Consider the following 21,574-nt stretch of genomic DNA (forward strand, 5'->3'; position numbering starts at 1 on the left):
AATGTCTCCGATTCAGCGGGTGTGGGTGCCGGCTTACTGGTCGGCAACAAGGGGTTGCCAGGGGTGGGCAATGACCTGCATACCCGGTGTCAGGCGGTCTATCCCTTCGATCACCACCCGTTGTCCGGCGCTGAGCCCGGACGCGATGCGGTACTGGCGCGCCACCAGCTCACCGGTTGTGACAGCTATCTGTTGTGCCTGCCCATTGGCATCCAGCACCCACACTCTGGTCTGGCCCGATGTGCGCACCACCGCCTGCTGGGGCACGCTCAGAGCGTTGGCATAGCGGGCACGGGGAATGCGCGCCTGCACGTAGAGACCGGGCAGCAGGCGCCGCTCCGGGTTGTCCACCAGCACCCGCAGCAGCACGTCACCGGTACCGGCATCCACCTCGATGCCGGAGAAGAGGATGTGCCCCTGCATGCCGAGCGGCTTGCCATTGCTGCCGAGGATCTCCACCGTCAGTTCAGGCGCCGTCGACCCTGTCTGCTGGCGCAGGGCTTCCAGTACCGAGGCCGGTTGACGCACATCGACGTAGACCTGATCGATCTGCTGGATCCTGGCCATGGGGGTGGCATCGGTCGGCGACACCAGGGCCCCTTCGCTCACCAGGGCCTGATCGATGCGCCCGGCGATGGGAGCCTCCACACTGGCAAATTGCAGGTTCAGCTGGTGCCGGGCCAGGGTCGCCCTGGCCTGAGCCACGTCGGCGGCCGCCTGATCCCGCTGGGAGACGGCATCGTCATAGGTCTGGCGGCTGATGGCCTCGGTGCGCAGCAGCGGCACCAGGCGGTCAATCTGGATGCGCGCGCGGGCCAGCACGGCCTCGGCTCGCTGCAATGCGGCGGCGGCGCTGTCGACATCCGCCTTGAAGGGGGCCGGGTTTATCTGGAACAGCACTGTGCCTGCGTTGATTTCGGCGCCCTGCTCGAACAGGCGGCGCTGCACAATGCCGCTTATCTGGGCGCGAATTTCGGCGCTGCGCACCGCGGCCACCCGGGCGGGCAGATCCTCGCTGATGACCAGCTCCTGCCCTGCCAGCGTCATCACCGATACCTGAGGGGGGGCCGGCGTGTCTTGCGCTTGCGGCACCCCATCGCAACCCGCCAACCCGAATACGGCAATGACGGCGAGCAGAGCGCCCGCATACCGCTGTCTGACAAACATCATATTCACCTCGTTAAACCGTCTCCCCGGCATGGTGTTGCTGCGAGAGCACATCGAGCGGGCATTATGGAGAGGGGCTATTGCGAATGATTCGAGGCTTTGTGGAGAATCCATGGAGGCGGTGATAAAGTTCAAACCCACCATTTTCGAGGCCGACCATGTCGTATCTTCCTGCCTCCGCCAGCCCGGCGGCCCAGTCACTGGTACTGATTGCAGAGGATGAAGCCGAGATCGCCGAGATCCTCGCCGCTTACCTGCAACGCCACGGATTGCGCACTTTGCATGCCGCCGATGGCCGCGTAGCCCTGGCCATGCACCAGACATGCAAACCCGATCTCCTGCTGCTGGATGTGCAGATGCCGCAGCTCGACGGCTGGCAGGTGCTCAGCGAGATCCGGGCCCGTGGCGACACGCCGGTGATCATGCTGACCGCCCTGGATCAGGACCTCGACAAGCTGATGGGGCTGCGCATGGGGGCGGATGACTATGTGGTCAAACCCTTCAACCCGGCCGAAGTGGTGGCCCGGGTGCAGGCGGTGCTCAGACGCAGCCAGGTTGCAAAACAGGCCACGTCCCGGGTGCTGCGGGTCGGCCCCTTCCAGATCGATCTGGAGAGCCACGAGGCCAGCCTTTGCCGCGATGAGGGGCAACTGGTGCTGGATCTGACCCTGACCGAGTTCAAGTTGCTCGCCTCCCTGATGCGGGCGCCGAAACGGGTGTTCAGCCGCGCCGAACTGCTGACCCACTGCCTGCCCGAGGGGGATACCCAGGAGCGCACGGTGGACAGCCACATCAGCAAGCTGCGCAAGAAGCTGGAGGCGCACGGCATCCAGGGGGTGCCCGCCAGTGTCTGGGGCGTAGGCTATCGCTTCGGGGGCGATGCATGACATCGGCCCCCGGCCTGCGCAGGCAGATCATCCGCTCCCTGGGGCTGATGGCGCTTGGCATCATCTCCCTCGCGGTGATCGGCACCTATGTGTTCTACGCCATTGCCGTGACCTATGTGCCTGGCAGCATCTCCGAGAGCTGGATACCCTCCAGGGTCGAGATGCTCTGGATAGGCTCGACCATTCTGATTGCATTGGGGATGGCGCTGTACGTGGCGGTTCGCCTCTCTCGGCGCATCCTGACCCCGCTCAATTCGGTGGCGAACAGCCTGCGCGAGGTGGCAGAGGGCAAACTCGATGCGCGCGTGCCGCTGGATGAACAGGCAATTGGGGAGACGGCGCAACTGGTGCGGGACTTCAACACCATGGCCGAACGGCTGCAGAGCATGACCCGCGAGCGGGAGTTCTGGAATGCCGCCATCGCCCACGAATTGCGCACCCCGGTGACTATCTTGCGTGGCCGTTTGCAGGGGCTGGCCGAAGGGGTATTTCCGCCAGAGCGTGCGCTCTTTGAAGGCTTGCTACGTCAGGTGGAGGGATTGACCCACCTGATCGAAGACCTGCGGGTGCTCAGTCTCAACGACAGCGGCCATCTGGAGTTGCAACGAGAGGAGAGCAGGCTGGCAGACGAGCTTGCCGTGGTGATCGAGGAGTTTGCCACCCCCCTGGCCGCGAGCGGCTTCACGCTCAAGCGGGAGCTCGATGATGAACTCCGTGTCTGCTGCGATGCACTTCGCATCCGCCAGGCCCTGATGGCGCTGCTGGAAAATGCCCAGAAGCATGGGGTGCCGGGCCTGCTGACCGTGCGTCTGTATCGCTCGGGCACCCTGTGCATTCTGAGTGTGGAAGACGAGGGGCCCGGCATCAGCGAGGAGGTTGCAGCCCATATCTTCGATGCATTTCGTCGAGGGGATCCGTCACGCTCGCGCAAGAGCGGCGGCAGCGGGCTCGGACTGGCCGTGGTCAAGGCCATTGTCGAGGCCCACGGTGGCAGTGTGGTTTGCCAACCAACCGAACGTGGCGGAACGACATTCACGCTCTCCTGGCCAATCTAGGCCAACAGCCTGCCAGCAAGAGAGGCTATTTTCCCTTCTCATGGTGATGGGGTTGAGGCATGCGATGGGGGGCGTGTAGTCACGGGAACGACAACGGGATCAAATATGAGGCCCAAGCTGCCAGCCAGCTTGGGCCTTTCTCTTTTGCAACGCTTGCCGGTTTGTTACCCGGCAGGGCGTGTCAGGGCTGGCATGCCGGTGGCAGGGGCAGAGCGCCACTGCCAGGGTCTTGTCACGGCGTTACATGCTGGAGAAGACATTCATGATCACCCCGCCCGAGATGATCAGCGCCATCGCCAGGATGGCGGGCAGATCCGGCTTTTGCTTGTAGAGGAGCATCGAACAGATGGTGACCCCGACGATGCCGAAGCCGCACCAGAGCGAATAGGCCACCCCGACCGGAATGGTGCTCATGGCGCGGGTGAGGGCGAAGTAGCACAGGCTGTAGGCGCAGACGACCAGTATGGATGGCCCCAGTCTGCTGAAGCCGTTGGTCTTCTTGATCATCGAGGTGCCGGTGATTTCAGAGCCGATAGAGAGCGCCAGCCATAAGAATCCGAAATTAAACATGGGTCATTCCTTTTGTGTCAGTTGGCGATGTTGTTGTTCATGGGGGGAGTGAGCGGCTCGGCGGAGGCATCGCTGCCCTCTTCGCTGCCCATCTTGGAGAACAGGTTCATGATGACGATGCCGCTGGCGATGACGGCCATGCCGATCATGGCGGCGGTATCCGGGTGCTGGCCGTAAAACGCCATCCCCAGCGTGGAAACCACCAGAATGCCGGTGCCGGACCAGGTGGCGTAGGCAAGCCCAACGGGAATGTCTTTTACCGCGCGGGAGAGGGAGTAGTAGCAGGTACAATAGAGCAGCACGAGCAGACCGAGCAGCAGCATCTTGGTGGTTCCTTCACTGCTGCCAAACATCTTGAGGGTGGAGGTGGCCGAGGTTTCGGACACAATCACCAGCAGCATCCATAGCCAACATTTTGTTTTTGAAGACATAAGTTAAACTCCGGGTTTGTTATTTAAGGTAAGGTTGTTTTTCTTTTCTTCTGCTTTTCAAAAAATCGATGGCGGCATCGGTCAGCTGGGCCTCGGCCGTGTGTGCCAGCGCCGGATCCTTCTCTACATCGCTGACCGTGAGATAACGGCGCGTCGTGCACGCTGGCGTAGGAGCCGCGTCGTTCGCCGGTGCCAGCTTCTCCAGCAGCTCATTCATGGTGCACAGCACCACACCGCTCTCGCCCAGACGGCTGAGCGCCGCCTGCATGTGCCCGGCGTATGGCGCGCTCGGTTGTGCCCCCAGCAGCTGGTTCAGCTCGCTGGCGGGATCGCAGTGATAGCGCAGCGCCAGCACCGGCAAGCCGCTCAGCAGGGCATCGTGCAGCCGCCGGGCGACGGGGCTTTGCAGCGAGCCGCTCAGCAGATCCATCGCCAGCGGGTAGTCGAGAAAGGGCAGCACCAGCGCGCGATAGGGGGTGGGCGGCAGGGCCTGTTGCCAGATGCTGGCCGGCACTGTTTCTCCCAGCGGTTGCCACAGTGCGCCATCCTCGATCTCTGCTGCCAGCGCAAGCTGCAGGGGTAGTCCACAGCCGGCCAGACGATTTCGAATGGCCTGCCGATAGCCCTGGGCCGCGGTCACCATCACCAGCAGTGGCGGCTGCAGGCGCCTGAGCATCTGTTCGACCAGGCGTTCAATCTGTTCGTCGGTCATGGGGATCTCCGTTAGCCGAGCAGCCTGACCTGCGCGCCGTTTTTCAAGCCGGCGGCGTTGGCCTCTTCGGTATCGATGTGAAATTCCAGGGCGAAATCGTCGCGCACCCGCACCACCACCTCATCGAAGGTCAACTGGCGCTCGCCGTCGCTGCGCACCCTCACCTTCTGACCGTGGGTCACGTTGAGCTGGCGAGCGTCTTGTGGCGAGAGGTGGATATGGCGCCAGGCGCAGATCACCTGAGAGCGCAGCTCCACGTGGCCGGCGGGGCCGATGAGCAGGGCGCTGCCGGTATTTTCCAGCTGGCCTGACTCACGGACCGGCGCCTTGATGCCGAGGGTGAAGCAGTCGGCGCGGGAGATCTCCAGCTGTGAAACCGGCCGGGTCGGGCCGAGTACCCGTACACGGGTCAGCGAGCCCTTGGGGCCGACCACTGTGACGCACTCTTCGGCGGCAAACTGGCCCGGCTGGCGCAGCGGTTTGAGCGGTGTCAGGGTGTAGCCCTTGCCGAACAGGGCCTCCACATCCTGTTGTGCCAGGTGGACGTGGCGATTCGAGATGCCGACCGGGATCGCCGGGCTGACCAGGCTCAGACGGGCGGCGATCTTTTGATGCAGCTGGGGATCGATCATGCTTTCTTCCCTTTTCTTGCCGCGGACTGTCGGTCTTCCGCCTGATCTGGGGCCGGCTGGCTAGCCGTTGGAGTGGCCGGTTCGGCATCGGTACTGCTTTCCGGTGACAGGGCCGGCACAGCGCTTGTTGCGGTAGTAATCTCCTTCTTGGTGTTGGCCGGTGCGCGCGGCGGGTAGCCTTTGAGGTTGCTGAGGGCTACTACCGCGCTTGGCTCCGGACGGGCAATCACCAGGGAATGGACCTGCTGGTCGATGGTGGCGGCCACCGCGACACCACGCTCGATGGCGGTGTGGATGGCGCTGATCTCCCCTTCGAAGCAGACACTCACCAGCCCAGAGCCCACCTTGCGATAACCGATACAGCTGACGCCTGCCGCTTTGCAGGCGGCGTCTACGGCCTGAATGGCGGCGACCCATCCTCGCGTTTCAATTACGCCCAAACTTTTCATCGTCGACTCCTGTTAATGGCGGACCAAGCGAATATCGAAATCAAATTGTGCAAAGAAAGCCTCCAGCCGATCCAATTCGTCCGGCGTGTAAGAGGGGTCCTGCGCAATCGGGTAGGGCATATCCAGCCGCTCATATTTCTTGCGGCCCAGCTGGTGGTACGGCAGCATGTCGATCCGCAGGATATTTCCCCGCTTCGCCAAGTTCTGTACATATTCGATGGCGCCGGTAATGGCATCCCATGAGTCGTTATATCCACGGATGAGCGGCATGCGCACAATCACCTTGGCGCCGTAATCAACCAGCCATTCCAGATTGCGGCGAATCCCTACATTGCCGATACCCAGCATCGCCTTATGCTGTTCGCTGTTGATTTGCTTTATATCGAACAAAAAGGTGTCGGTGACGGGAGCCAGCTGCTGGTAATTGGCCAGCGAGGTGGTGCCCTGAGTCTCGATGGCGGTATTGATCATCATCTTCTTGCATTCGCTAAACAGCGCGACGGCAAAGTCGGTCTGCAGGCTCATCTCGCCGCCGCCGATGGTGACGCCACCGCCGGAGGAGATGTAAAAGTCATAGTCCTGCATGATGATCTCCATCAGCTCGCTGACGGTGACATCCTTGCCCATGATGTCCAGCGCATGCTGGGTGCAGACCTCCTCGCATTTGCGGCAGCCGATGCAATCTTTATTGCGATCGACGAAGTGTTTCATGCTGCCGTTCTCTTCGGCCCGGTAATGGACTCCGGCCGGACAGACATTTACGCAGTCACCGCAGTTGATGCATTTGTCGTGGGAAAACATCACCTGAAATTGGCTGCTGAGCCCTTCAGGGTTGGCGCACCAGGGGCAGCGAAGGTTGCAGCCCTTGAAAAAAACCAGCGTGCGAATGCCATCGCCGTCATATATCGAATATTTCTGGATATTGAATATGCGGCCGGTTAATTCATTATTTGCGATCACGCTTGCCTCCTCTCCGGATGTGGCAGGCCGCAGTCGCATTATTTGCGACCTGCCATCACGGAGTACTTCCGGTTATTTTGGTGATTAAGAAAGACGGGTTATCAACGCATCGATCAGAACTTCTCAATCACGGTGCGGCTGATGATCTCGTCCTGCACCTCTTTGCACAGCTCGACGAAATAGGCGCTGTAGCCGGCGACGCGCACGATGAGGTCGCGGTACTTCTCCGGCTCCTGCTGCGCCTTTTTCAGCACTTCGTTGTCGACATAGCTGAACTGCATCTGGCCATTGCCGAGGATGGAGGCGGTGCGCAGCAGGGTGATGAGGCCATGGCGTCCCTCCTGGGTATCCAGCAGCCCCTTGAGGAACTTGAAGTTATGCACCATGCCGATGTTCATGGTCTCCACGTTCATCTTGCTGACGGACTTGATGATGGCCGTCGGCCCCTGCTTGTCTGCCCCCTGGGTCGGGCTGATGCCGTCGGAGAGCGGCATCCAGGCCAGGCGCCCGTTCGGCGTGGCGTTGGTCAGCTCGCCGATGGGGGTGTTGTTGGAGATGGAGAGGGTGCCGTGACTCATTCTGGAGTAGAGCATCTTGTACTTGCGACACTCCTTCTCCGTCCACTCGGTGATATCCAGTGCGTACTGGTCGACGTAGTTGTCGTCGTTGCCGTACTTGGGTGCATTGAGACAGTCGCGGCGCAGCGCTTCAAACCCTTCGAAGTTGGCCAGCAGCGCATCGCGAATTTGTTCGAGTGTGTATCTCTGCTCCTCGAACACCAGCTTGCGGATTGCCGCCATGGAGTCGACATAAGTTGCAAGGCCAGAAAAGATGAGTCCGGGCCCATAGTTGATCATTGCACCGCCAGCGGAGACATCTTTTCCGCTCTCCATGCACCCTTCCACCATGAGTGACATCAGCGGTTTCGGCGCCACGTCGCGGTGCACGCGCTGACTGATCACGGTGCCGACTGCTGACATGCGAACGATGTGGGCAATCTGCTGTTTGACCGCCGCATCGAACTGCTCGAAGGTGCGCAGCTCGCGCAGGTCGCCGGTATCCAGCCCCTGATGGCTGTCGAACAGCACCATGCGGCCACGGTTGAGCACGAACTCGATGGCGATGGGCCACTGGGTGTAACCGGTGGAGGTCCACTGATAGATGCGTCCCGATTTTTGCGGCTCGACACAGCCCATCAGGCAGTAGTCGCGGGCGTCTTCAAAGTCGAAGCCCTTGCGCAGCATCATCTTGATGTGGGAGTCATCGAAGTGGCAGGCCGGGAAACCCATCCCCGCCTTCACGACGTCGACGATCTTCTCCATGTATTTCTGCGGTGACTGGTTGTGAATGCGGCAGGCCAACGACGGCTGGTAGACCTTCACGAACCGCACGGCATCCATGATGAGGTAGGTCAGATCGTTGCAGGCATCGCCGCCGCTGCGCTTCTGGCCACCCACGGTCAGGTTGATGAAGGGCTGATAGCCGGCGAAGTATTTCGCCCCCAGCTCGCTCGACATCCACATCAGCTCGGCACACTTGATGATGAAGGCCTGCATCAGCTCGAGTGCGCTTTCGTGGGTCAGACGACCCTCGCGGATATCCGCTTCGAACATGGGGTAGCAGTACTGGTCGACCCGACCGAGTGACAGACCGGTCTGGTTCTCTTCGATCTCGAACAGCGACTCCACCGTCCAGATGCTCTGCAGCGCTTCTTGCAGGGTCTTGGGCGGGTTGGCCGGCACGTTCTCGTTCACCTCGGCGATGGTCAGCAGTTCGGCGCGGCGCTGGGCATCCTGCTCTTTCGCCGCCAGTTCGCGGGCATGGGCCGCGATGCGGCGGGCGTAGTTGACCACCCCTTCGCAGGTTTCGATCGCTGCCTTGTAGTAGTAGATGCGATCGATGTCGTCCGGGTTCTCCATGCTTAGCTGGTCGAGATGGGCTTGGGCGTCTGCCTTGATGCCGTTCATCCCCTTGGTGAACAGCAGCACGTCGTAGCCCGGGCAGGTGTCGCCACCCCCGTTGATCTGGTGGTAGGAGAGGTCGCTGACGAAGGTTTCGCCGCTGAAGGCCCAGACGCCGGCTTCCCGGTACTGCGCTTCGCAGATCTCGTCCAGCGAGCGGCCTTCCCAGAACGGCACTATCTCTTCGCGGATGGTTTTCTTGTCCGCTTCGCTGATTTCAAAGGGATCTTGCGGACGGGTGCTCATGGTATCGAGCTCGTCGCGAACCCAGCGCCAGGCAATGTCCGGCGAGAAGGCACCGGCGCGCGGCTTGCCGCACGGGTGGCCGACGATCAGCTCGTCATCCTGGATAAGGATGGGGGCGGTTTCGCAGGCGTGACGGAACGCCTTGGCCCGCAGCAAGATGGTCGGCATGCCTGGGTTGGCCTTGACGACCTCGGTAAAGGCCTGTGCCCGGTAGATGGAGACGCTGGGGCGCACGGTCAGATAGTGGTTGCGCAGGCGCTGCAGGCGCGGCGTCAGCCCCTCCATCACCGGCGTATCGGCACAGGCGGCGAACGGGGCGGCGGAGACGTGCTGCACTCCGCGAAAGAGGCGAACCGGCAGCTTGAGGGCGCTCAGGTTTTGCTGGGCGCAGAGGAACATCTCGGAGAGCGGGTTGATGCTCGCCTGCTCCAGGCTGGCGCCGTGCAGCAGGGCATCAAACATGGGGTAGCCGTCGATGGCGCAGGTGGCGCGCACTTCGCTCAGCTCTGCCAGCTTGAACCACAGGCACTCGACGATCTCGTACGCCTGCTGCTCGGTCAGTGCGCCGTTGGCGATATCGCGCTGGAAGTAGGGCAGCAGCGCCTTGTCGGCCCCTTCCGGGTTGACTGCATAGCTGCCGTTGTCGAGTTGAAGCGCCAGCTGGAACAGGTAGAACGACTGGCAGGCCTCTTTGAAGTTGCGCGCCGGGTGGGCTGGTACATGGTGCAAAATGGCGGCGCTGTCGCGCAGCTCGGCCTGGCGGAACGGGTTGGTTTCGGCGGCGGCCAGGGTTTCGGCGCTGTTGGCCAGGTTCTGTGCCAGTGCCATCAGGGCGTCGCAGGCGTGGATGGCAGCGCGGCAGCCGTTGACCTCGTCCATGCCACTGCGGCTGACGGCGCTGCCCAGCGCGCGGGTCTTCTGTTCCAGCTGCTGCTTGATGGCCAGCACGCCCTTCTCTACCACCAGCTTGTAGTCGGGGGAGTCGATGGCGCTGTTCAGATTCAGGAACTGGAAGGTGGACGGGCGCTGCCCGGCACTTTCGTCGTGGAAAATGGCGCCGTGCGGGGTGCGGGTCTGGTTGCCGACAATCAACTCGTCGGCACTGATGGTCAGCGGCAGCTGGCGCATCAGCTCGTAAAAGCGGCGTGCCGGTTTGACGGCGGCGGGAATGCCCGCGATGTCGCCATCCAGCCCGCTCAGAATCGTGGCGTGTTCGCTACACAGGGTGCTGGTGTGCGCCAGTAAACGTTCAGCCAGCACGTTGACGCGCGGCGTTAAGCTGTAGTGTGCCATGAGGTAGGTTCTCCAGTTCTTGTTCTTAGTGGCCGGCGGCGAGAGTGCCGCACCATGCCTTGCGATAGAGTTCGGTCAATGCCCGGGCATCCGGTGCGCGCGGGTTGGTCGGGGTGCAGTTGTCGCGCAGCGCCTGGCTGACCATCTCCGCCAGCCGCTGGTCGAAATCGGCTGCGAGGAGGCCGGTATCGCCAATGCCGGCCGGCATCTTCATCTCGTCTTTGAGCGCCTGGATGGCCACCAGCAGGCTGTTGACCCCTTCGCGCGGCGTATTGGCGGGCAGGTCCAGCAGGTGGGCCAGGCGGGCATACTTGTGGGCGGCCTGGGTATCACACAGCCCGTCGTGGTCGGCGTTCCATGCCACGACCTGCGCCATGAGGAGCGCGTTGGCACGCCCGTGCGGGACGCGGAATACGCCGCCGAGGGCATGGGCCAGGCTGTGGGTGATGCCGAGCGAGGCGTTGGTGAAGGCCATGCCCGCCATGCAGGAGGCGTTGTGCATCTTCTCCCGCGCCAGCAGATCGTGGCCGTCGCGCCAGCAGGCGGGCAGGTAGCGAAAGACCTGCTGCACCACCTTCTCCGCCAATGCGTCGGAAAAGTCGCTGGCCGCCCGGGAGACATAGGCCTCCAGCGCATGGCACAGCACGTCCATCCCGGTGTCGGCGGTGATGGCGGGCGGTACCGATGCCACCAGCGACGGATCGAGAATGGCGATATCCGGCAGCAATGACGGGTCGACCAGCACCAGCTTCTCGCTGCGGGCCTTGACCACCGAGAAGCTGGTCACTTCCGAGCCGGTGCCGCTGGTGGTCGGGATGGCCACGAAGCAGGGGCGCTCGCGCCCCAGATTCGGGCGGGTTTGCGCCAGGGCGAACATGACCGCTTTGGCTGCATCAATCACCGAACCGCCGCCGAGCGCGATCACCAGATCCGGATAGCAGCTGTCCATGAGCTTCATGCCGCGCACGACCGTGGTGATGTCCGGATCGGCCACTACATCGTCCCAGCTCTGGAACGGGATGCCGCGCTGGCGCAGGATCTGCGTCACCCGGTCGGCCAGGCCAACTTTCACCATCATCTGATCGGTGACCAGCAGTGCCTGGCGGGCGGGCACTTCAGCCAGGGCGGACAGGGCGTCCTGACCAAAGCGGATCCGGGGTTTCAGCAAAAATTCACTCATTGGGTCATTCACTCCTCAAGCGTCCCGAAACACCTTCTCGACAATGGCGACTACCGACATGGCCTTGTAGCGGTCTCTGTTGAGCGCGAGGTACTCCTCGGCCAGTACGACGTCGTGCATGCCTGCGCCGACGCTGTCGACGGCGACCCAGGAGCGGTCCTTCATCGGTTGCTGCTGATCGTCCAGCTGGGTGATCAGCAGCAGGTTGCTGCCACGCAGCTCATCGCATTTCTGCGTGGCGACGATATGTCCGGTTACCTTTGCGAGAATCATGGTTTTTATCGCCTTATCTCAATGGGTTACTTGCCAAGGCGCTCAAGCACCTGACGGATGACCCGTTCCACGTTCTGCTCGCTGATCTCACCGCCGACTTCGGCGCTGGCGCCGGCAAAGCGGTCGTCGGCGCTGTGGCAGGCCGGCGCCGGGGCGCTGAAGCGGGCATCGTCGAGGATGCTGCAGGGCTGGGGCGCGGCCGGGGCGGCGCTGGCGGGCTGCACCGCAACCGGCTGGATGGGGGCGCGCAGCTCTTCGATGGTGCGCACGCCATAACCCACCTTGCGGATGTTGAGCAGGTTCATCGGGCCGACGTTGTCGGAGCTGGAGCCGCCGCCGACGGCGCCGCAGCCAAGGGTAAGTGCTGGCGTGAGGTTGGTGGTGGCACCGATGCCGCCGAGGGCGGCGGGGGTGTTGATCAGGATCCGGTTGACCGGTTTTTCCAGGCTGAACTGGCGGATCACGTCCTGATTGCGGGTATGGATCACCAGGGTGTGGCCCAGCCCTTCGTTGGTCAGCAGCTCAACCACCCGATGACAGGCGGCGCGCCACTCCTCTTCCACGTAGAGGCCGAGCACCGGGCAGAGCTTTTCGCGGGAGTAGGGGTTGCTGTGGGAGACGGTGGTCTGCTCGGCCACCAGCACGCGGGTGCTGGGGGGGACGCTGAAACCGGCCAGCTGGCTGAGATGGAGCGCCGTCTTGCCCACCACTTTCGGGTTGATGGTGCCGTTCGGGCGCAGCAGCAGGGCGGCCATCTTGGCGGCTTCCTCTTCGTTCATGAAGTAGGCGCCCTGGGCCGCCAGCTCGCGATGAACCTCGTCGTAGATGCAGCGTTCGACGATGATCGACTGTTCGGAGGCGCAGATCACGCCGTTGTCGAAGGTCTTGCTGGTGATGATGTCCTTCACCGCCTGGTGAATGTCGGCGCTGCGCTCGATAAAGGCCGGGCCGTTGCCCGGGCCGCCGCTGATGGTCGGGGTGCCGGAGGCATAGGCCGCGCGCACCATGCCTTCGCCACCGGTTGCCAGGATCAGCGACACGTCCTTGCTGTGCATCAGCTCGGAGGTCGCCTCCAGGGTCAGCTGGGTGACGCCGTCCACTATGCCCGCCGGGGCTCCGGCGGCTTCGGCGGCGCGCTTGACGATTTCGATGGCTTTCCAGCTGCACTGGCGTGCGCCCGGGTGCGGCGAGAAGATGATGGCATTGCCCGCCTTGAGGGCGATCAGGGTTTTGTAGAAGATGGTGGAGGTCGGGTTGGTGGAGGGTACCAGCGCGCAGATCACGCCCAGCGGCACGCCCACGTCCATCACTTTTTTCGCCTGATCGTCATGAATGATCCCGACGGTCTTCATCTCTTTGATGGCATCGTAAACGTGCAGCGAAGCGAACCGGTTTTTCAGCACCTTGTCTTGCCAGTTGCCAAAACCGGTCTCTTCTGCGGCCATTTTCGCCAGCGTTTCGGCATGGCGCGCGGCTTCTTCGGCCACGTTCTTCACGATGGCGTCGATTTTCTGCTGCGAAAAGGTGGCCATAATCACCTGCGCCTGTTTGGCGTTGCGCACCAGTTCTCTCGCGTTCTGGCGGGAGAGCAAATCGGTATCGAGTTCAATCATGAATCTATCCTTCATCAGACTAAAAAAGTGCGGGCGGGGCGTGCCCTCTCAGGTCATGCCTTGTGCTGCGCCGCGATTTTTTCGATGTCGTTGTGCGGGCGTGCGATGACGCGAGAGGTAACCACTTCGCCAATGCGTTTCGCCGCTTCCACTCCGGAATCCACCGCCGCATTGACCGCGCCGACGTCGCCTTTCACCATGGCGGTGACCAGGCCAGAGCCGACGTTCTCATAGCCGATCAGCTCGACGTTGGCGGCTTTGCACATGGCATCTGCCGCTTCGATGCAGGCCACCAGGCCTTTGGTCTCAATCAGACCAAGCGCTTCTTTCATCATGTTCTCTCCCGTTATTCGGCAATTTTGTAGTGGGCGACAATCTTGCTGATGTCGTTGTGCGGACGGGCGATGACCAGCGAGGTCACCACTTCACCGATGCGCTGTGCGGATTCCACGCCGGAGTCCACCGCGGCTTTCACGGCCCCTACGTCGCCTTTCACCATGGCGGTGACCAGGCCAGAGCCGACGTTCTCATAGCCGATCAGCTCGACGTTGGCGGCTTTGCACATGGCATCCGCCGCTTCAATGCAGGCCACCAGGCCTTTGGTTTCAATCAAACCCAATGCATCACCCATTTGCGATCTCCCGGCCTCAAGCCTTGTGTTTAATGACGATCTTGTTGATGTCGTTGTGCGGACGGGCGATGACCAGCGAGGTCACCACTTCACCGATGCGCTGTGCCGACTCCACGCCGGAATCCACCGCCGCTTTCACCGCGCCGACATCCCCCTTCACCATGACGGTGACCAGGCCGGAGCCGATGTTTTCATAGCTGATCAGCTCCACGTTGGCGGATTTGCACATGGCATCCGCGGCTTCAATGCAGGCCACCAGACCTTTGGTTTCGATAAGCCCCAATGCATCACCCATGGTGATCTCCTCAGAACAGATTGTGTGGTGTGGTTAAGGAACCCCGTCCGTGTCACGGCGTTGAGCCACGGTTGCGGCGTTCAATCGCCACTATAGGTACTGGCGGTATTTGTGGAATTTGAATCTGTAAAATTGAGATATTTAGTTTGTTATTCTGAATTTATGTTTTTCATAAGTCGTATTTATCTATTTATGCTGCGACAACGAGGCTGTTTTCGCCTTGCATAAGGCCGAATTCAGGCCCGGGAAAAGATCGTCGGTCGATGTTAATGAGTTGTTGGGTAATGGGGGCCGAGAGGTAATTTGGCCGGCTGCTAACTGTGGCGGAGCTCATGTTTTGCCGGCGAGGCTAAATGTAAAAAGTGAGCCGGGTGTGACGGGAAGGAGAGATAAGGGCGGTGAGACGGGATGAGGTTGCATTGAGAGTGGGGCGCGAGTCATGTGGATGCCAGCGCGAGAGTGGATGGGGTGAGTTGAAAAAGTAGCGGGTGCCGGTCCTGCCTGGTGATGCGCAAGGGGCTTCTTGTCGGCACGGATGTGCAGTCGGGAGAAGGGGTGGCAGGCAATCACCACGGTATTGCCTTCAGGGCAAACAGGCGGACAGGCCGCATGAGAGCAGAGTTATCAGGGGCTTGCGCGGGTCAGCTTGTGGGGGCAGGGCGATATATGCGCGTCATCGGCGCTTGGGTTAGGGGCATTCGCCGTATTACCGGGACTAGTTCAGTTCGCTGCCGGATTTGAGGGTGCAGATCCAGAGCGGCGAGTTGATGGAGCTCAGCAGTATGGCCTGCTGATTGAGTCGCTGGGCACTCAGAAACAGCCCATCGTGACTGTCGGACATCTCGCGCATGAAGTAGTCGAAGATGACGTCCGGCGATTGATCGATGGAGGAGGCGCTCGCTTCCCATTTGTTGATGCGGTACTGACGCTCGGTGGCGGAGACCCGGTTGCTGCTGTAGGTAAACGTGACGTAGCGCTGGAGGTAGAGCCAGCCTGCGGCCGAATCGGTATAGCCTTCAACCACCATGGAGCCTTTCCCCTGGCGGCCGAAATTGAAGTGGATATTGCCGTTGACGTTCTCTTTGTTCATGTCCTCAAAGCGCATGATGCCTTTGGTGGCGCAGCTCATGACGCCATCATTTTCGGTGGGCAGCTGGTAGCAGGCATAGAGTGCCGCGGCGAGGAACAGGGTGCAGGAGAAGAGAAAGAAGGGACGCGGCGCAAGTCTCATCACGGCTTCCAGGAGTAGTAGAAATAGTTGTCGCAATAGCTGAACGGGTTGTCTTCGTGCATGGCGCAGTGGGCCAGAAATACCCGGCCCAGGCCGTTGGTTTCCAGTCTGTCCCCGTAGAAAAACAGAAAGCGCTCGCCGGGTTTGCAGCTGATGTTCAAACGCTGGCGCACCTGCTCGAAATGCTCACCGTAGGTCGTGGCGCTGACCGAGCGCAGCATCTCGTCGTTGGCCAGCAATTCGCACTGGCTGTTGGGGATCCCGGTCAGGGTGACGGGGCGCGGCTCACGGCCATTCAGCAGACCGAATGCCAGCAGCATGAGGGCAAACGCGAGCATGCAGCCCCCCGCGATGTACCAGCAGATGCCGCGTGAACGGGGGGTGAGGGGACGTGGCCACTCGGCAGGGTCGAATGCCGTCTCGGCGGCGGCCACCGTAGAGGGCGAAGGCACTATTTCAATGGATGGTGCAGGCACATGCTCAATAGGCTCGATGATGACCTCGGGATTGAGCTGCAAATAACCGCGCGACACCGTGATGATGATATTGTCGATATCGTAGTGGCGAAAAGCCTTGCGCAATATGCTCAGGTATTGGTTGAGGTTGCTGTTCGATGAGGTTAATCCGTTATCGTCCCAGACTTTTTTAAGCACCTCTTCGCGGCTGACAATTCCGGTATTTCGCAAGAAAAAATAAAACAGCGCATTGGCGGTGATGGATAATTGGCTGTCCGGCTCAACACTTTCCCGCTGAGTCAGGGAACCATCGGTCGCGTCATAAATGAAGCGGGCATTGATGTGGTAGCGCATCTCGGCCTCAATCCATCAGCTTCACGTGGGGAGCGTCATATTATGCAGGGTTTTGACCAGCGCCTGACGGTGCTCGGTGCTCATGGTGCGCCCTTCGGTCAATTCCGATAGCCAGATGCCGTCTGCGGCATAACGCACCAGGGTGCCGGTATGGCCATTATCCAGCTCATCCCCTTGCGCCAGATGCGCCAGCATCCAGTCACGCCAGCATTGTCGCAGCACCGGCTCATCCGGCATGGCCAGCGAGAGTACCATCAGCTGGCGGCTCTCCTGGGTGTCCGTCAGTTCAGGAGCAGAAAGATAGTGCAGGTAAGCACGGGTAAAGCGGCCGTAGGCGGTCTTGTCTGCCGACATCAGTGCTGAGATGGCCTCTTCCATGATGGCCAGCAGACGCGCAAACAGGGCAAAGATCAGCGCCTGCTTGTTGGGGAAGTGGTGCAGCAAGCCCCCCTTGCTCACCCCGGCCTCAAAGGCAACGGCGTTCAACGACAGGGCGGCGATACCATCCCGGCCGGCGATGGTGGCGGCCGACTCCAGCAGTTGTCGATAAAGACGTACAGGGTCTTTTTTTCTATGTTGGGTGTCGATGTTCATGGCCCAATCATACCGACCAGACGGTATGATCATTCTTGATCGCCATCAATATGAGGAAATGGGGAGCGGAAGGAAAAGTCGTTATTGTGTGGTGCTTCACAAATAACCTTTAAATAACGATGAGAGAGTCGCTTTAAATATTTAAATTGGATTTATTTGAGAACTCAGCTTGTCTGTTGATCACGACGAGTTTATCTCCTGATTAAAGTCATTTTCAATGAGGAATAACTATTTAAAGGAGTCTGGATTGGGATTAAGTTGTCATTTATTTACCTCATTTCAGCAATCATTTTCCTGAGTGTTTATCTCTTCTTGTTAGCCAGTGAGCGGTTGTTTTTTAGCGGGAAGGTATATATTTCTGCCACCTTTGGTCTGGCAGAAATATAAAAAAGCAGTGTGTTTGTTGGCGTCACCCTATTTTTCCAGGGGGGCGTCCGCTTCTTGCACCAGCTCGAGGAAGGCGCGCATGGCGGGGGTGATGCTGTGCTGGCGGGTGATGAAGGCGGTGTGGCCGATGTCGCGTTGCGGTGCCAGCGGCAGGCAGACCAGATCCGAGAGCTTGCTGGCGGATCGGGCGAGGCCGGCACTGACGATGGCCCAGCCCAGCCGGTGGCGCACGGCGCTCACCAGGTGAAACAGGGAGTCGGTTTCCAGTACCACGTCAAGCCGGATGCCGGCCCGCTCGGCGGCGCGGTCCAGGTACTTGCGAAACTGCATGGTGCGGCTGGGCAGTACCAGCGGCTGCTGCTGCAGTGCGGTCAGGGTCAGCTCGTCGCCGGGGAGGCGCTGATCCGCCTCGTCGCGGTTCATCAGCACCGCCATCTGGTTGTGCCCCTGGGGATAGAGGTGAAAAGTCTGTCTGGCGGCGCCGGTGAGCGGCTCGTCAAACCCCAGCCCGATGTCGCACTGGTGCAGCTCCAGCTGTGACAGCAGGGCTTCGTTGCTGAGCACCGACAGGCGAATGACGATGTCGGGGTAGCGCTGCTTGCAGCGGGCGATGAGCGGCATGATGTCGACATTGGACTGGGGCACTATGCCGATGCGCAGGGTGCCGGAGAGCTCGCCATGAAACAGCGCCAGCTCCTGCTTGAGCGCCTCCTGCTCCAGCAGCATCCGCTCGGCATACTGGCGCACCAGCTCGCCCGCTTCGGTGAGGGCGACGAACTGGCTGGTACGCACCACCAGATCGGTGCCGAGGTTCTTCTCCAGCGCCGTGATGCTGGCCGAGAGGGTCGGCTGGGTGATGTGGCAGGCCTTGGCCGCCTTGGCAAAATGCTGGTGTTTGGCCAGCTCGTGGAAATAGTGCAACTGCTTGATGTTCATGATCATGCGGGAGGTGATGGGAGGATGGATTTAAAAATTAATCAATTGAAAAATCATCGTCAATAGAACAACTCTATTGCCATATAGATTTATTTCATTGGTTTTGCGTCTGCCGCCTCTCTAAACTTGAATGCAGTTTGCATTTTTAGGCCAACCTGCATGCCTGCCTACACGCCCGTCGAGATACCCGTCAATTTGCCTGCCTCGCCCGCACTGGATCATCTGGTGGAAGAGGTGGCCGTCACCATCAACATCAATGGCATCAACCATGCGGTGATGATGGCGACCCCGGACGATCTCGACGACTTTGCCGTCGGCTTTCTGTTTGGCGAGGGGATCATCCGGCACAACCACGAGGTCCACGACATCCAGATTGCGCCGGCCGAGCAGGGGATGGTGCTGGACATCACCATCGCCAATCGCTCCCTGGCCGCTCTGACCGAGCACAAGCGCCGGCTGACCGGGGCGACCGGTTGCGGCATCTGCGGCGTGGCGGCGGTGGAGCAGGCGTTGCCCGCATTGCCGGTGTTGTCGCTGACGCCGCCGCTGGATGGGGCCTTGCTGGCGGGGCTGCGTGCGCAGATTACCCAGTGGCAGCTCAAGGGACAGCAACACGGCGCCCTGCATGCGGCGCTGGCGCTGGATGCCGAGGGCCGGATCCTGCACTGCCGGGAAGATATCGGGCGCCACAATGCCCTCGACAAGCTGATCGGCCTGCTGCTGCGCCGGCACAGTGCGTGCGACACCCTGGTGGTGACCAGCCGCTGCGGCAGCGAGCTGGTGCAAAAAGCCGCCCGTTTCGGTGCCCGTCACCTCATCTGTCTGGCATCGCCCAGCCAGCTGGCGGTCAGGCTGGCCCTCAAATACAACCTCAACGTCGTTCATATTCCCAAGTTTGATGCCCCGGTCAGCTACTCCAGCTATCGCCCGGCGGATCCCATCGGAGAGTGCCATGAGTCATATTGAAAAGCCCGCCAAAGCCGGCGGTTTTTCGTCCCTGCAATCCACCATGAAACAGGTGCTGCGCAGCCAGAAGACCCGTCAGAACATCAAGAACCTGCTGCGGGTCAACCAGACCGACGGCTTCGACTGCCCGGGCTGCGCCTGGGGTGACAACGACCACGGCACCTTCCAGTTCTGCGAGAACGGCGCCAAGGCGGTGGCCTGGGAATCCACCGGCAAGACGGTGGGGGCCGAGTTTTTCGCGGCCCACTCGGTGCGCCAGCTGGCCACCCAGAGCGACTACTGGCTCGAGTATCAGGGGCGGCTGACCGAGCCGATGCGCTACAACCCTGCGACCGATCACTACGAGCCGGTAAGCTGGGACGATGCCTTCGCCCTGATTGCCGACACCCTCAAGGGGCTTGCCAGCCCGGACGAGGTGGAGTTCTACACCTCGGGTCGAGCCAGCAACGAGGCCTCCTATCTTTATCAGCTGTTTGGCCGCCTGTTTGGCACCAACAACTTCCCCGACTGCTCCAACATGTGCCACGAGGCGAGCGGGGTGGCGCTGATCCAGTCGGTCGGCATCGGCAAAGGCACTGTTGTGCTGGATGACTTTGACCTGGCCGATGCGGTGTTCGTCTATGGCCAGAATCCGGGTACCAACCATCCGCGCATGATGAATGCCCTGCGCCAGGCGGCGCGTGGCGGCTGCAAGATCGTCAGCTTCAACAACTTGAAAGAGGTGGCGCTGGAGCGCTTCGCCAGCCCGCAGAGCCCGCTCGAACTGCTGACCCCGGCGGCCACCACCATCAGCCACCAGTACCTGACGCCGAAACTGGGGGGCGACATGGCCGCCATGCGTGGCATGGCCAAGTACATCCTGGAAGAGGCGCCAGAGGCGGTGGATCGCGACTTCATCGCCCGCCACACCCGCCACTTTGCCGAGTACGAGGCACAGGTACGGGCCACCGACTGGGCGGCGATCGAGCAGCAGTCCGGCCTGACCCGCGCCGAGATCGTGCAGGCCGCCCGGGTCTTTGCCGCCAGCCAGCGCATCATCAGTTGCTGGGCCATGGGGGTGACCCAGCACCTGCACTCGGTCGATACCATCCGCGAAATCGTCAACCTGCACTTGATGCGCGGCCAGATTGGCAAGCCGGGAGCAGGCCTCTGTCCGGTAAGGGGCCACAGCAACGTGCAGGGCAATCGCACCATGGGGATCAACGAAAAGCCCACCGCTGCCTTCATCGACCGGCTCGAGCGTCACCTGCAGGTGAGTCTGCCGCGGGCCGCAGGTCACAACGTGTACGAGGCGCTCAAGGCGCTGCATGAGGGCAAGAGCAAGGTGCTCATCTGCCTGGGTGGCAACCTGGCGGCAGCGGCGCCCGATACCGACTTCACCTACGGGGCGATGAAAAAGGCCGAGCTCAACGTGCAGATCAGCACCAAGCTCAACCGCAGCCATCTGCAGGTGGGCAAGGCGGCGTTGATCCTGCCCTGTCTCGGTCGCACCGAGCTCGATATCCAACACAGCGGCAACCAGAAGATCACGGTGGAGGACACCTTCAGCATGGTGCACGCCTCGACCGGCGCAGCCGAGCCGGTGTCGCCGCTCTGCCTCTCCGAAACCGACATAGTCGCGCGGATGGCTCATGCCACCGTGGGCAGCGAGCGAGTCGACTGGCTGACCCTGCGCGATGACTATGCTCGTATCCGTGATCTTATCGAACAGACCATCGCCGGTTTTGCCGATTTCAATGCCCGCATCCAGCAGCCGTGCGGTTTTCATCTGGATAACTCCGCCGCCAAGCTGGTGTGGAACACCGCCAGCGGCCAGGCCGAGTTTCGTGCCAGCACCCTGCCGCACTCTGTGTTGCCGGAGTGTACCCGTCATGCCGAGCAGATGAGCGATCAGCCGGTGTTGCTGCTGCAGAGCCTGCGCTCCCACGATCAGTACAACACCACCATCTATGGCATGGATGACCGTTATCGCGGCATCAAGGGCCAGCGCAACGTGGTGTTCATGAACGAGGGGGATGCTCGCCAGCTTGGCTTTGCCGAAGGGGACAGGGTCGACATGGCGGCCATCTGCAACGACGGGCGCGAGCGCAGCGTGACCGGTTTTGTGGTGGTGATCTACGAGATCCCGCGCGGCAACATCGCGGCCTACTACCCGGAGACCAACCCGCTGGTCCCCATTGACAGCATAGGGGCGGGCTCGTTTACCCCGACCTCCAAGTCCATCCCGGTGCTGGTGACAGCCTCCAATCGGCAGGACAATCTGTTGCTGCTATGAGCTGAGAGGTTTGCAGGCTAG

At 61.3% G+C, this 21,574-nt stretch carries 22 protein-coding genes; 4 read left to right on the plus strand and 18 right to left on the minus strand.

The annotated features are described in order from the left end of the window. Nucleotides 1-33: 33 nt before the first annotated feature. Complete coding sequence (locus tag ACB033_RS02070) at nt 34-1,170, minus strand: efflux RND transporter periplasmic adaptor subunit (RefSeq protein WP_371140302.1); 1,137 nt, start codon at nt 1,168-1,170, stop codon at nt 34-36. A 155-nt stretch (nt 1,171-1,325) separates the two neighbouring features. Here ACB033_RS02070 and ACB033_RS02075 point away from each other — a divergent pair, with 155 nt between their 5' ends. Together ACB033_RS02075 and ACB033_RS02080 are read left to right on the plus strand one after the other, a co-directional pair. Beyond that, entirely contained in the window at nt 1,326-2,054 is a 729-nt protein-coding gene (locus ACB033_RS02075; RefSeq protein WP_139723796.1) for a response regulator, read from the plus strand. After that, nucleotides 2,051-3,109 (plus strand): ATP-binding protein, encoded by a 1,059-nt coding sequence (locus tag ACB033_RS02080; RefSeq protein ID WP_139723798.1) that lies wholly within the window; start codon nt 2,051-2,053, stop codon nt 3,107-3,109. The genes ACB033_RS02075 and ACB033_RS02080 overlap by 4 nt, the downstream gene beginning before the upstream one ends. A 240-nt stretch (nt 3,110-3,349) precedes the next feature. Here ACB033_RS02080 and ACB033_RS02085 read toward each other — a convergent pair whose 3' ends face one another. The 17 genes from ACB033_RS02085 to ACB033_RS02165 all read right to left on the minus strand — a co-directional run bounded on the left by ACB033_RS02085 (nt 3,350) and on the right by ACB033_RS02165 (nt 18,318). Further along, nucleotides 3,350-3,679 carry a multidrug efflux SMR transporter gene (locus ACB033_RS02085; protein WP_010634671.1) on the minus strand — a complete coding sequence of 110 codons (330 nt, stop codon included), beginning with the start codon at nt 3,677-3,679 and terminating at the stop codon, nt 3,350-3,352. A 17-nt stretch (nt 3,680-3,696) separates the two neighbouring features. After that, nucleotides 3,697-4,110: a multidrug efflux SMR transporter gene (locus ACB033_RS02090; protein WP_016350021.1), complete on the minus strand. Its 414-nt coding sequence runs from the start codon at nt 4,108-4,110 to the stop codon at nt 3,697-3,699. A 19-nt stretch (nt 4,111-4,129) separates the two neighbouring features. After that, a complete protein-coding gene (locus ACB033_RS02095; protein ID WP_139723799.1) occupies nt 4,130-4,822 on the minus strand; it encodes a hypothetical protein in 693 nt (230 codons plus the stop codon). Between the two features lie 11 nt (nt 4,823-4,833). Then, nucleotides 4,834-5,454, minus strand: a complete 621-nt coding sequence (locus tag ACB033_RS02100; RefSeq protein ID WP_017408473.1) for a phosphate propanoyltransferase — start codon at nt 5,452-5,454, stop codon at nt 4,834-4,836. Continuing rightward, entirely contained in the window at nt 5,451-5,903 is a 453-nt protein-coding gene (locus ACB033_RS02105) for a BMC domain-containing protein (protein ID WP_139723801.1), read from the minus strand. The genes ACB033_RS02100 and ACB033_RS02105 overlap by 4 nt, the downstream gene beginning before the upstream one ends. Before the next feature lie 12 nt (nt 5,904-5,915). Next, nucleotides 5,916-6,863: a choline TMA-lyase-activating enzyme gene (gene cutD, locus ACB033_RS02110; RefSeq protein ID WP_162519778.1), complete on the minus strand. Its 948-nt coding sequence runs from the start codon at nt 6,861-6,863 to the stop codon at nt 5,916-5,918. Nucleotides 6,864-6,976: 113 nt separating this feature from the next. After that, nucleotides 6,977-10,363, minus strand: a complete 3,387-nt coding sequence (cutC, locus tag ACB033_RS02115; RefSeq protein WP_371140303.1) for a choline trimethylamine-lyase — start codon at nt 10,361-10,363, stop codon at nt 6,977-6,979. 25 nt (nt 10,364-10,388) lie between these two features. Beyond that, nucleotides 10,389-11,543 carry a 1-propanol dehydrogenase PduQ gene (locus tag ACB033_RS02120; protein WP_139723806.1) on the minus strand — a complete coding sequence of 385 codons (1,155 nt, stop codon included), beginning with the start codon at nt 11,541-11,543 and terminating at the stop codon, nt 10,389-10,391. A gap of 15 nt (nt 11,544-11,558) precedes the next feature. Further along, on the minus strand, nt 11,559-11,816 hold the full coding sequence (locus tag ACB033_RS02125) for a EutN/CcmL family microcompartment protein (protein ID WP_117405279.1): 258 nt from the start codon (nt 11,814-11,816) through the stop codon (nt 11,559-11,561). Nucleotides 11,817-11,842: 26 nt separating this feature from the next. Further along, nucleotides 11,843-13,429 (minus strand): acetaldehyde dehydrogenase (acetylating), encoded by a 1,587-nt coding sequence (locus ACB033_RS02130; protein ID WP_371140304.1) that lies wholly within the window; start codon nt 13,427-13,429, stop codon nt 11,843-11,845. Between the two features lie 53 nt (nt 13,430-13,482). Then, on the minus strand, nt 13,483-13,761 hold the full coding sequence (locus ACB033_RS02135; RefSeq protein ID WP_002442217.1) for a BMC domain-containing protein: 279 nt from the start codon (nt 13,759-13,761) through the stop codon (nt 13,483-13,485). Between the two features lie 14 nt (nt 13,762-13,775). Then, nucleotides 13,776-14,060, minus strand: a complete 285-nt coding sequence (locus tag ACB033_RS02140; protein WP_011705244.1) for a BMC domain-containing protein — start codon at nt 14,058-14,060, stop codon at nt 13,776-13,778. A 16-nt stretch (nt 14,061-14,076) separates the two neighbouring features. Then, complete coding sequence (locus ACB033_RS02145; RefSeq protein ID WP_010634659.1) at nt 14,077-14,355, minus strand: BMC domain-containing protein; 279 nt, start codon at nt 14,353-14,355, stop codon at nt 14,077-14,079. 715 nt (nt 14,356-15,070) lie between these two features. Further along, nucleotides 15,071-15,586, minus strand: coding sequence for a FidL-like protein (locus ACB033_RS02150; protein WP_010634658.1), 516 nt, complete (start codon nt 15,584-15,586; stop codon nt 15,071-15,073). Then, nucleotides 15,586-16,395 carry a winged helix-turn-helix domain-containing protein gene (locus ACB033_RS02155; RefSeq protein WP_139725484.1) on the minus strand — a complete coding sequence of 270 codons (810 nt, stop codon included), beginning with the start codon at nt 16,393-16,395 and terminating at the stop codon, nt 15,586-15,588. The genes ACB033_RS02150 and ACB033_RS02155 overlap by 1 nt, the downstream gene beginning before the upstream one ends. Before the next feature lie 21 nt (nt 16,396-16,416). Beyond that, the gene (locus ACB033_RS02160) at nt 16,417-16,989 is read right to left on the minus strand and encodes a TetR/AcrR family transcriptional regulator (RefSeq protein WP_162519880.1); all 573 of its coding nucleotides are present in this window, start codon (nt 16,987-16,989) and stop codon (nt 16,417-16,419) included. Between the two features lie 414 nt (nt 16,990-17,403). Then, entirely contained in the window at nt 17,404-18,318 is a 915-nt protein-coding gene (locus tag ACB033_RS02165) for a LysR family transcriptional regulator (RefSeq protein ID WP_139725482.1), read from the minus strand. 153 nt (nt 18,319-18,471) lie between these two features. On the opposite strand from ACB033_RS02165, the gene fdhD reads away from it, so the two are divergent. Next, nucleotides 18,472-19,278 carry a formate dehydrogenase accessory sulfurtransferase FdhD gene (gene fdhD, locus ACB033_RS02170; protein ID WP_162519879.1) on the plus strand — a complete coding sequence of 269 codons (807 nt, stop codon included), beginning with the start codon at nt 18,472-18,474 and terminating at the stop codon, nt 19,276-19,278. Further along, entirely contained in the window at nt 19,265-21,553 is a 2,289-nt protein-coding gene (locus tag ACB033_RS02175) for an FdhF/YdeP family oxidoreductase (RefSeq protein ID WP_139725480.1), read from the plus strand. Before fdhD ends, ACB033_RS02175 begins: the two co-directional genes overlap by 14 nt. The last annotated feature ends 21 nt before the right edge of the window (nt 21,554-21,574 follow it).

The organism is Aeromonas sp. S15(2024) (genome assembly GCF_041402265.1).
Classification (GTDB): Bacteria; Pseudomonadota; Gammaproteobacteria; order Enterobacterales; family Aeromonadaceae; genus Aeromonas; species Aeromonas dhakensis.

Bases quoted from the DNA above. Each gene is read 5' to 3' on its own strand.
- ACB033_RS02140 (WP_011705244.1), bottom strand. From the start codon at position 14,060: ATGGGTGATGCATTGGGTTTGATTGAAACCAAAGGCCTGGTGGCCTGC.
- ACB033_RS02160 (WP_162519880.1), bottom strand. From the start codon at position 16,989: ATGAACATCGACACCCAACATAGAAAAAAAGACCCTGTACGTCTTTAT.
- ACB033_RS02155 (WP_139725484.1), bottom strand. From the start codon at position 16,395: ATGCGCTACCACATCAATGCCCGCTTCATTTATGACGCGACCGATGGT.
- ACB033_RS02070 (WP_371140302.1), bottom strand. From the start codon at position 1,170: ATGATGTTTGTCAGACAGCGGTATGCGGGCGCTCTGCTCGCCGTCATT.
- ACB033_RS02075 (WP_139723796.1), top strand. From the start codon at position 1,326: ATGTCGTATCTTCCTGCCTCCGCCAGCCCGGCGGCCCAGTCACTGGTA.
- ACB033_RS02135 (WP_002442217.1), bottom strand. From the start codon at position 13,761: ATGAAAGAAGCGCTTGGTCTGATTGAGACCAAAGGCCTGGTGGCCTGC.
- ACB033_RS02090 (WP_016350021.1), bottom strand. From the start codon at position 4,110: ATGTCTTCAAAAACAAAATGTTGGCTATGGATGCTGCTGGTGATTGTG.
- ACB033_RS02085 (WP_010634671.1), bottom strand. From the start codon at position 3,679: ATGTTTAATTTCGGATTCTTATGGCTGGCGCTCTCTATCGGCTCTGAA.
- ACB033_RS02125 (WP_117405279.1), bottom strand. From the start codon at position 11,816: ATGATTCTCGCAAAGGTAACCGGACATATCGTCGCCACGCAGAAATGC.
- ACB033_RS02145 (WP_010634659.1), bottom strand. From the start codon at position 14,355: ATGGGTGATGCATTGGGGCTTATCGAAACCAAAGGTCTGGTGGCCTGC.
- fdhD (WP_162519879.1), top strand. From the start codon at position 18,472: ATGCCTGCCTACACGCCCGTCGAGATACCCGTCAATTTGCCTGCCTCG.
- ACB033_RS02105 (WP_139723801.1), bottom strand. From the start codon at position 5,903: ATGAAAAGTTTGGGCGTAATTGAAACGCGAGGATGGGTCGCCGCCATT.
- ACB033_RS02120 (WP_139723806.1), bottom strand. From the start codon at position 11,543: ATGAGTGAATTTTTGCTGAAACCCCGGATCCGCTTTGGTCAGGACGCC.
- ACB033_RS02175 (WP_139725480.1), top strand. From the start codon at position 19,265: ATGAGTCATATTGAAAAGCCCGCCAAAGCCGGCGGTTTTTCGTCCCTG.
- ACB033_RS02130 (WP_371140304.1), bottom strand. From the start codon at position 13,429: ATGATTGAACTCGATACCGATTTGCTCTCCCGCCAGAACGCGAGAGAA.
- ACB033_RS02095 (WP_139723799.1), bottom strand. From the start codon at position 4,822: ATGACCGACGAACAGATTGAACGCCTGGTCGAACAGATGCTCAGGCGC.
- ACB033_RS02150 (WP_010634658.1), bottom strand. From the start codon at position 15,586: ATGAGACTTGCGCCGCGTCCCTTCTTTCTCTTCTCCTGCACCCTGTTC.
- ACB033_RS02165 (WP_139725482.1), bottom strand. From the start codon at position 18,318: ATGATCATGAACATCAAGCAGTTGCACTATTTCCACGAGCTGGCCAAA.
- ACB033_RS02080 (WP_139723798.1), top strand. From the start codon at position 2,051: ATGACATCGGCCCCCGGCCTGCGCAGGCAGATCATCCGCTCCCTGGGG.
- ACB033_RS02100 (WP_017408473.1), bottom strand. From the start codon at position 5,454: ATGATCGATCCCCAGCTGCATCAAAAGATCGCCGCCCGTCTGAGCCTG.
- cutC (WP_371140303.1), bottom strand. From the start codon at position 10,363: ATGGCACACTACAGCTTAACGCCGCGCGTCAACGTGCTGGCTGAACGT.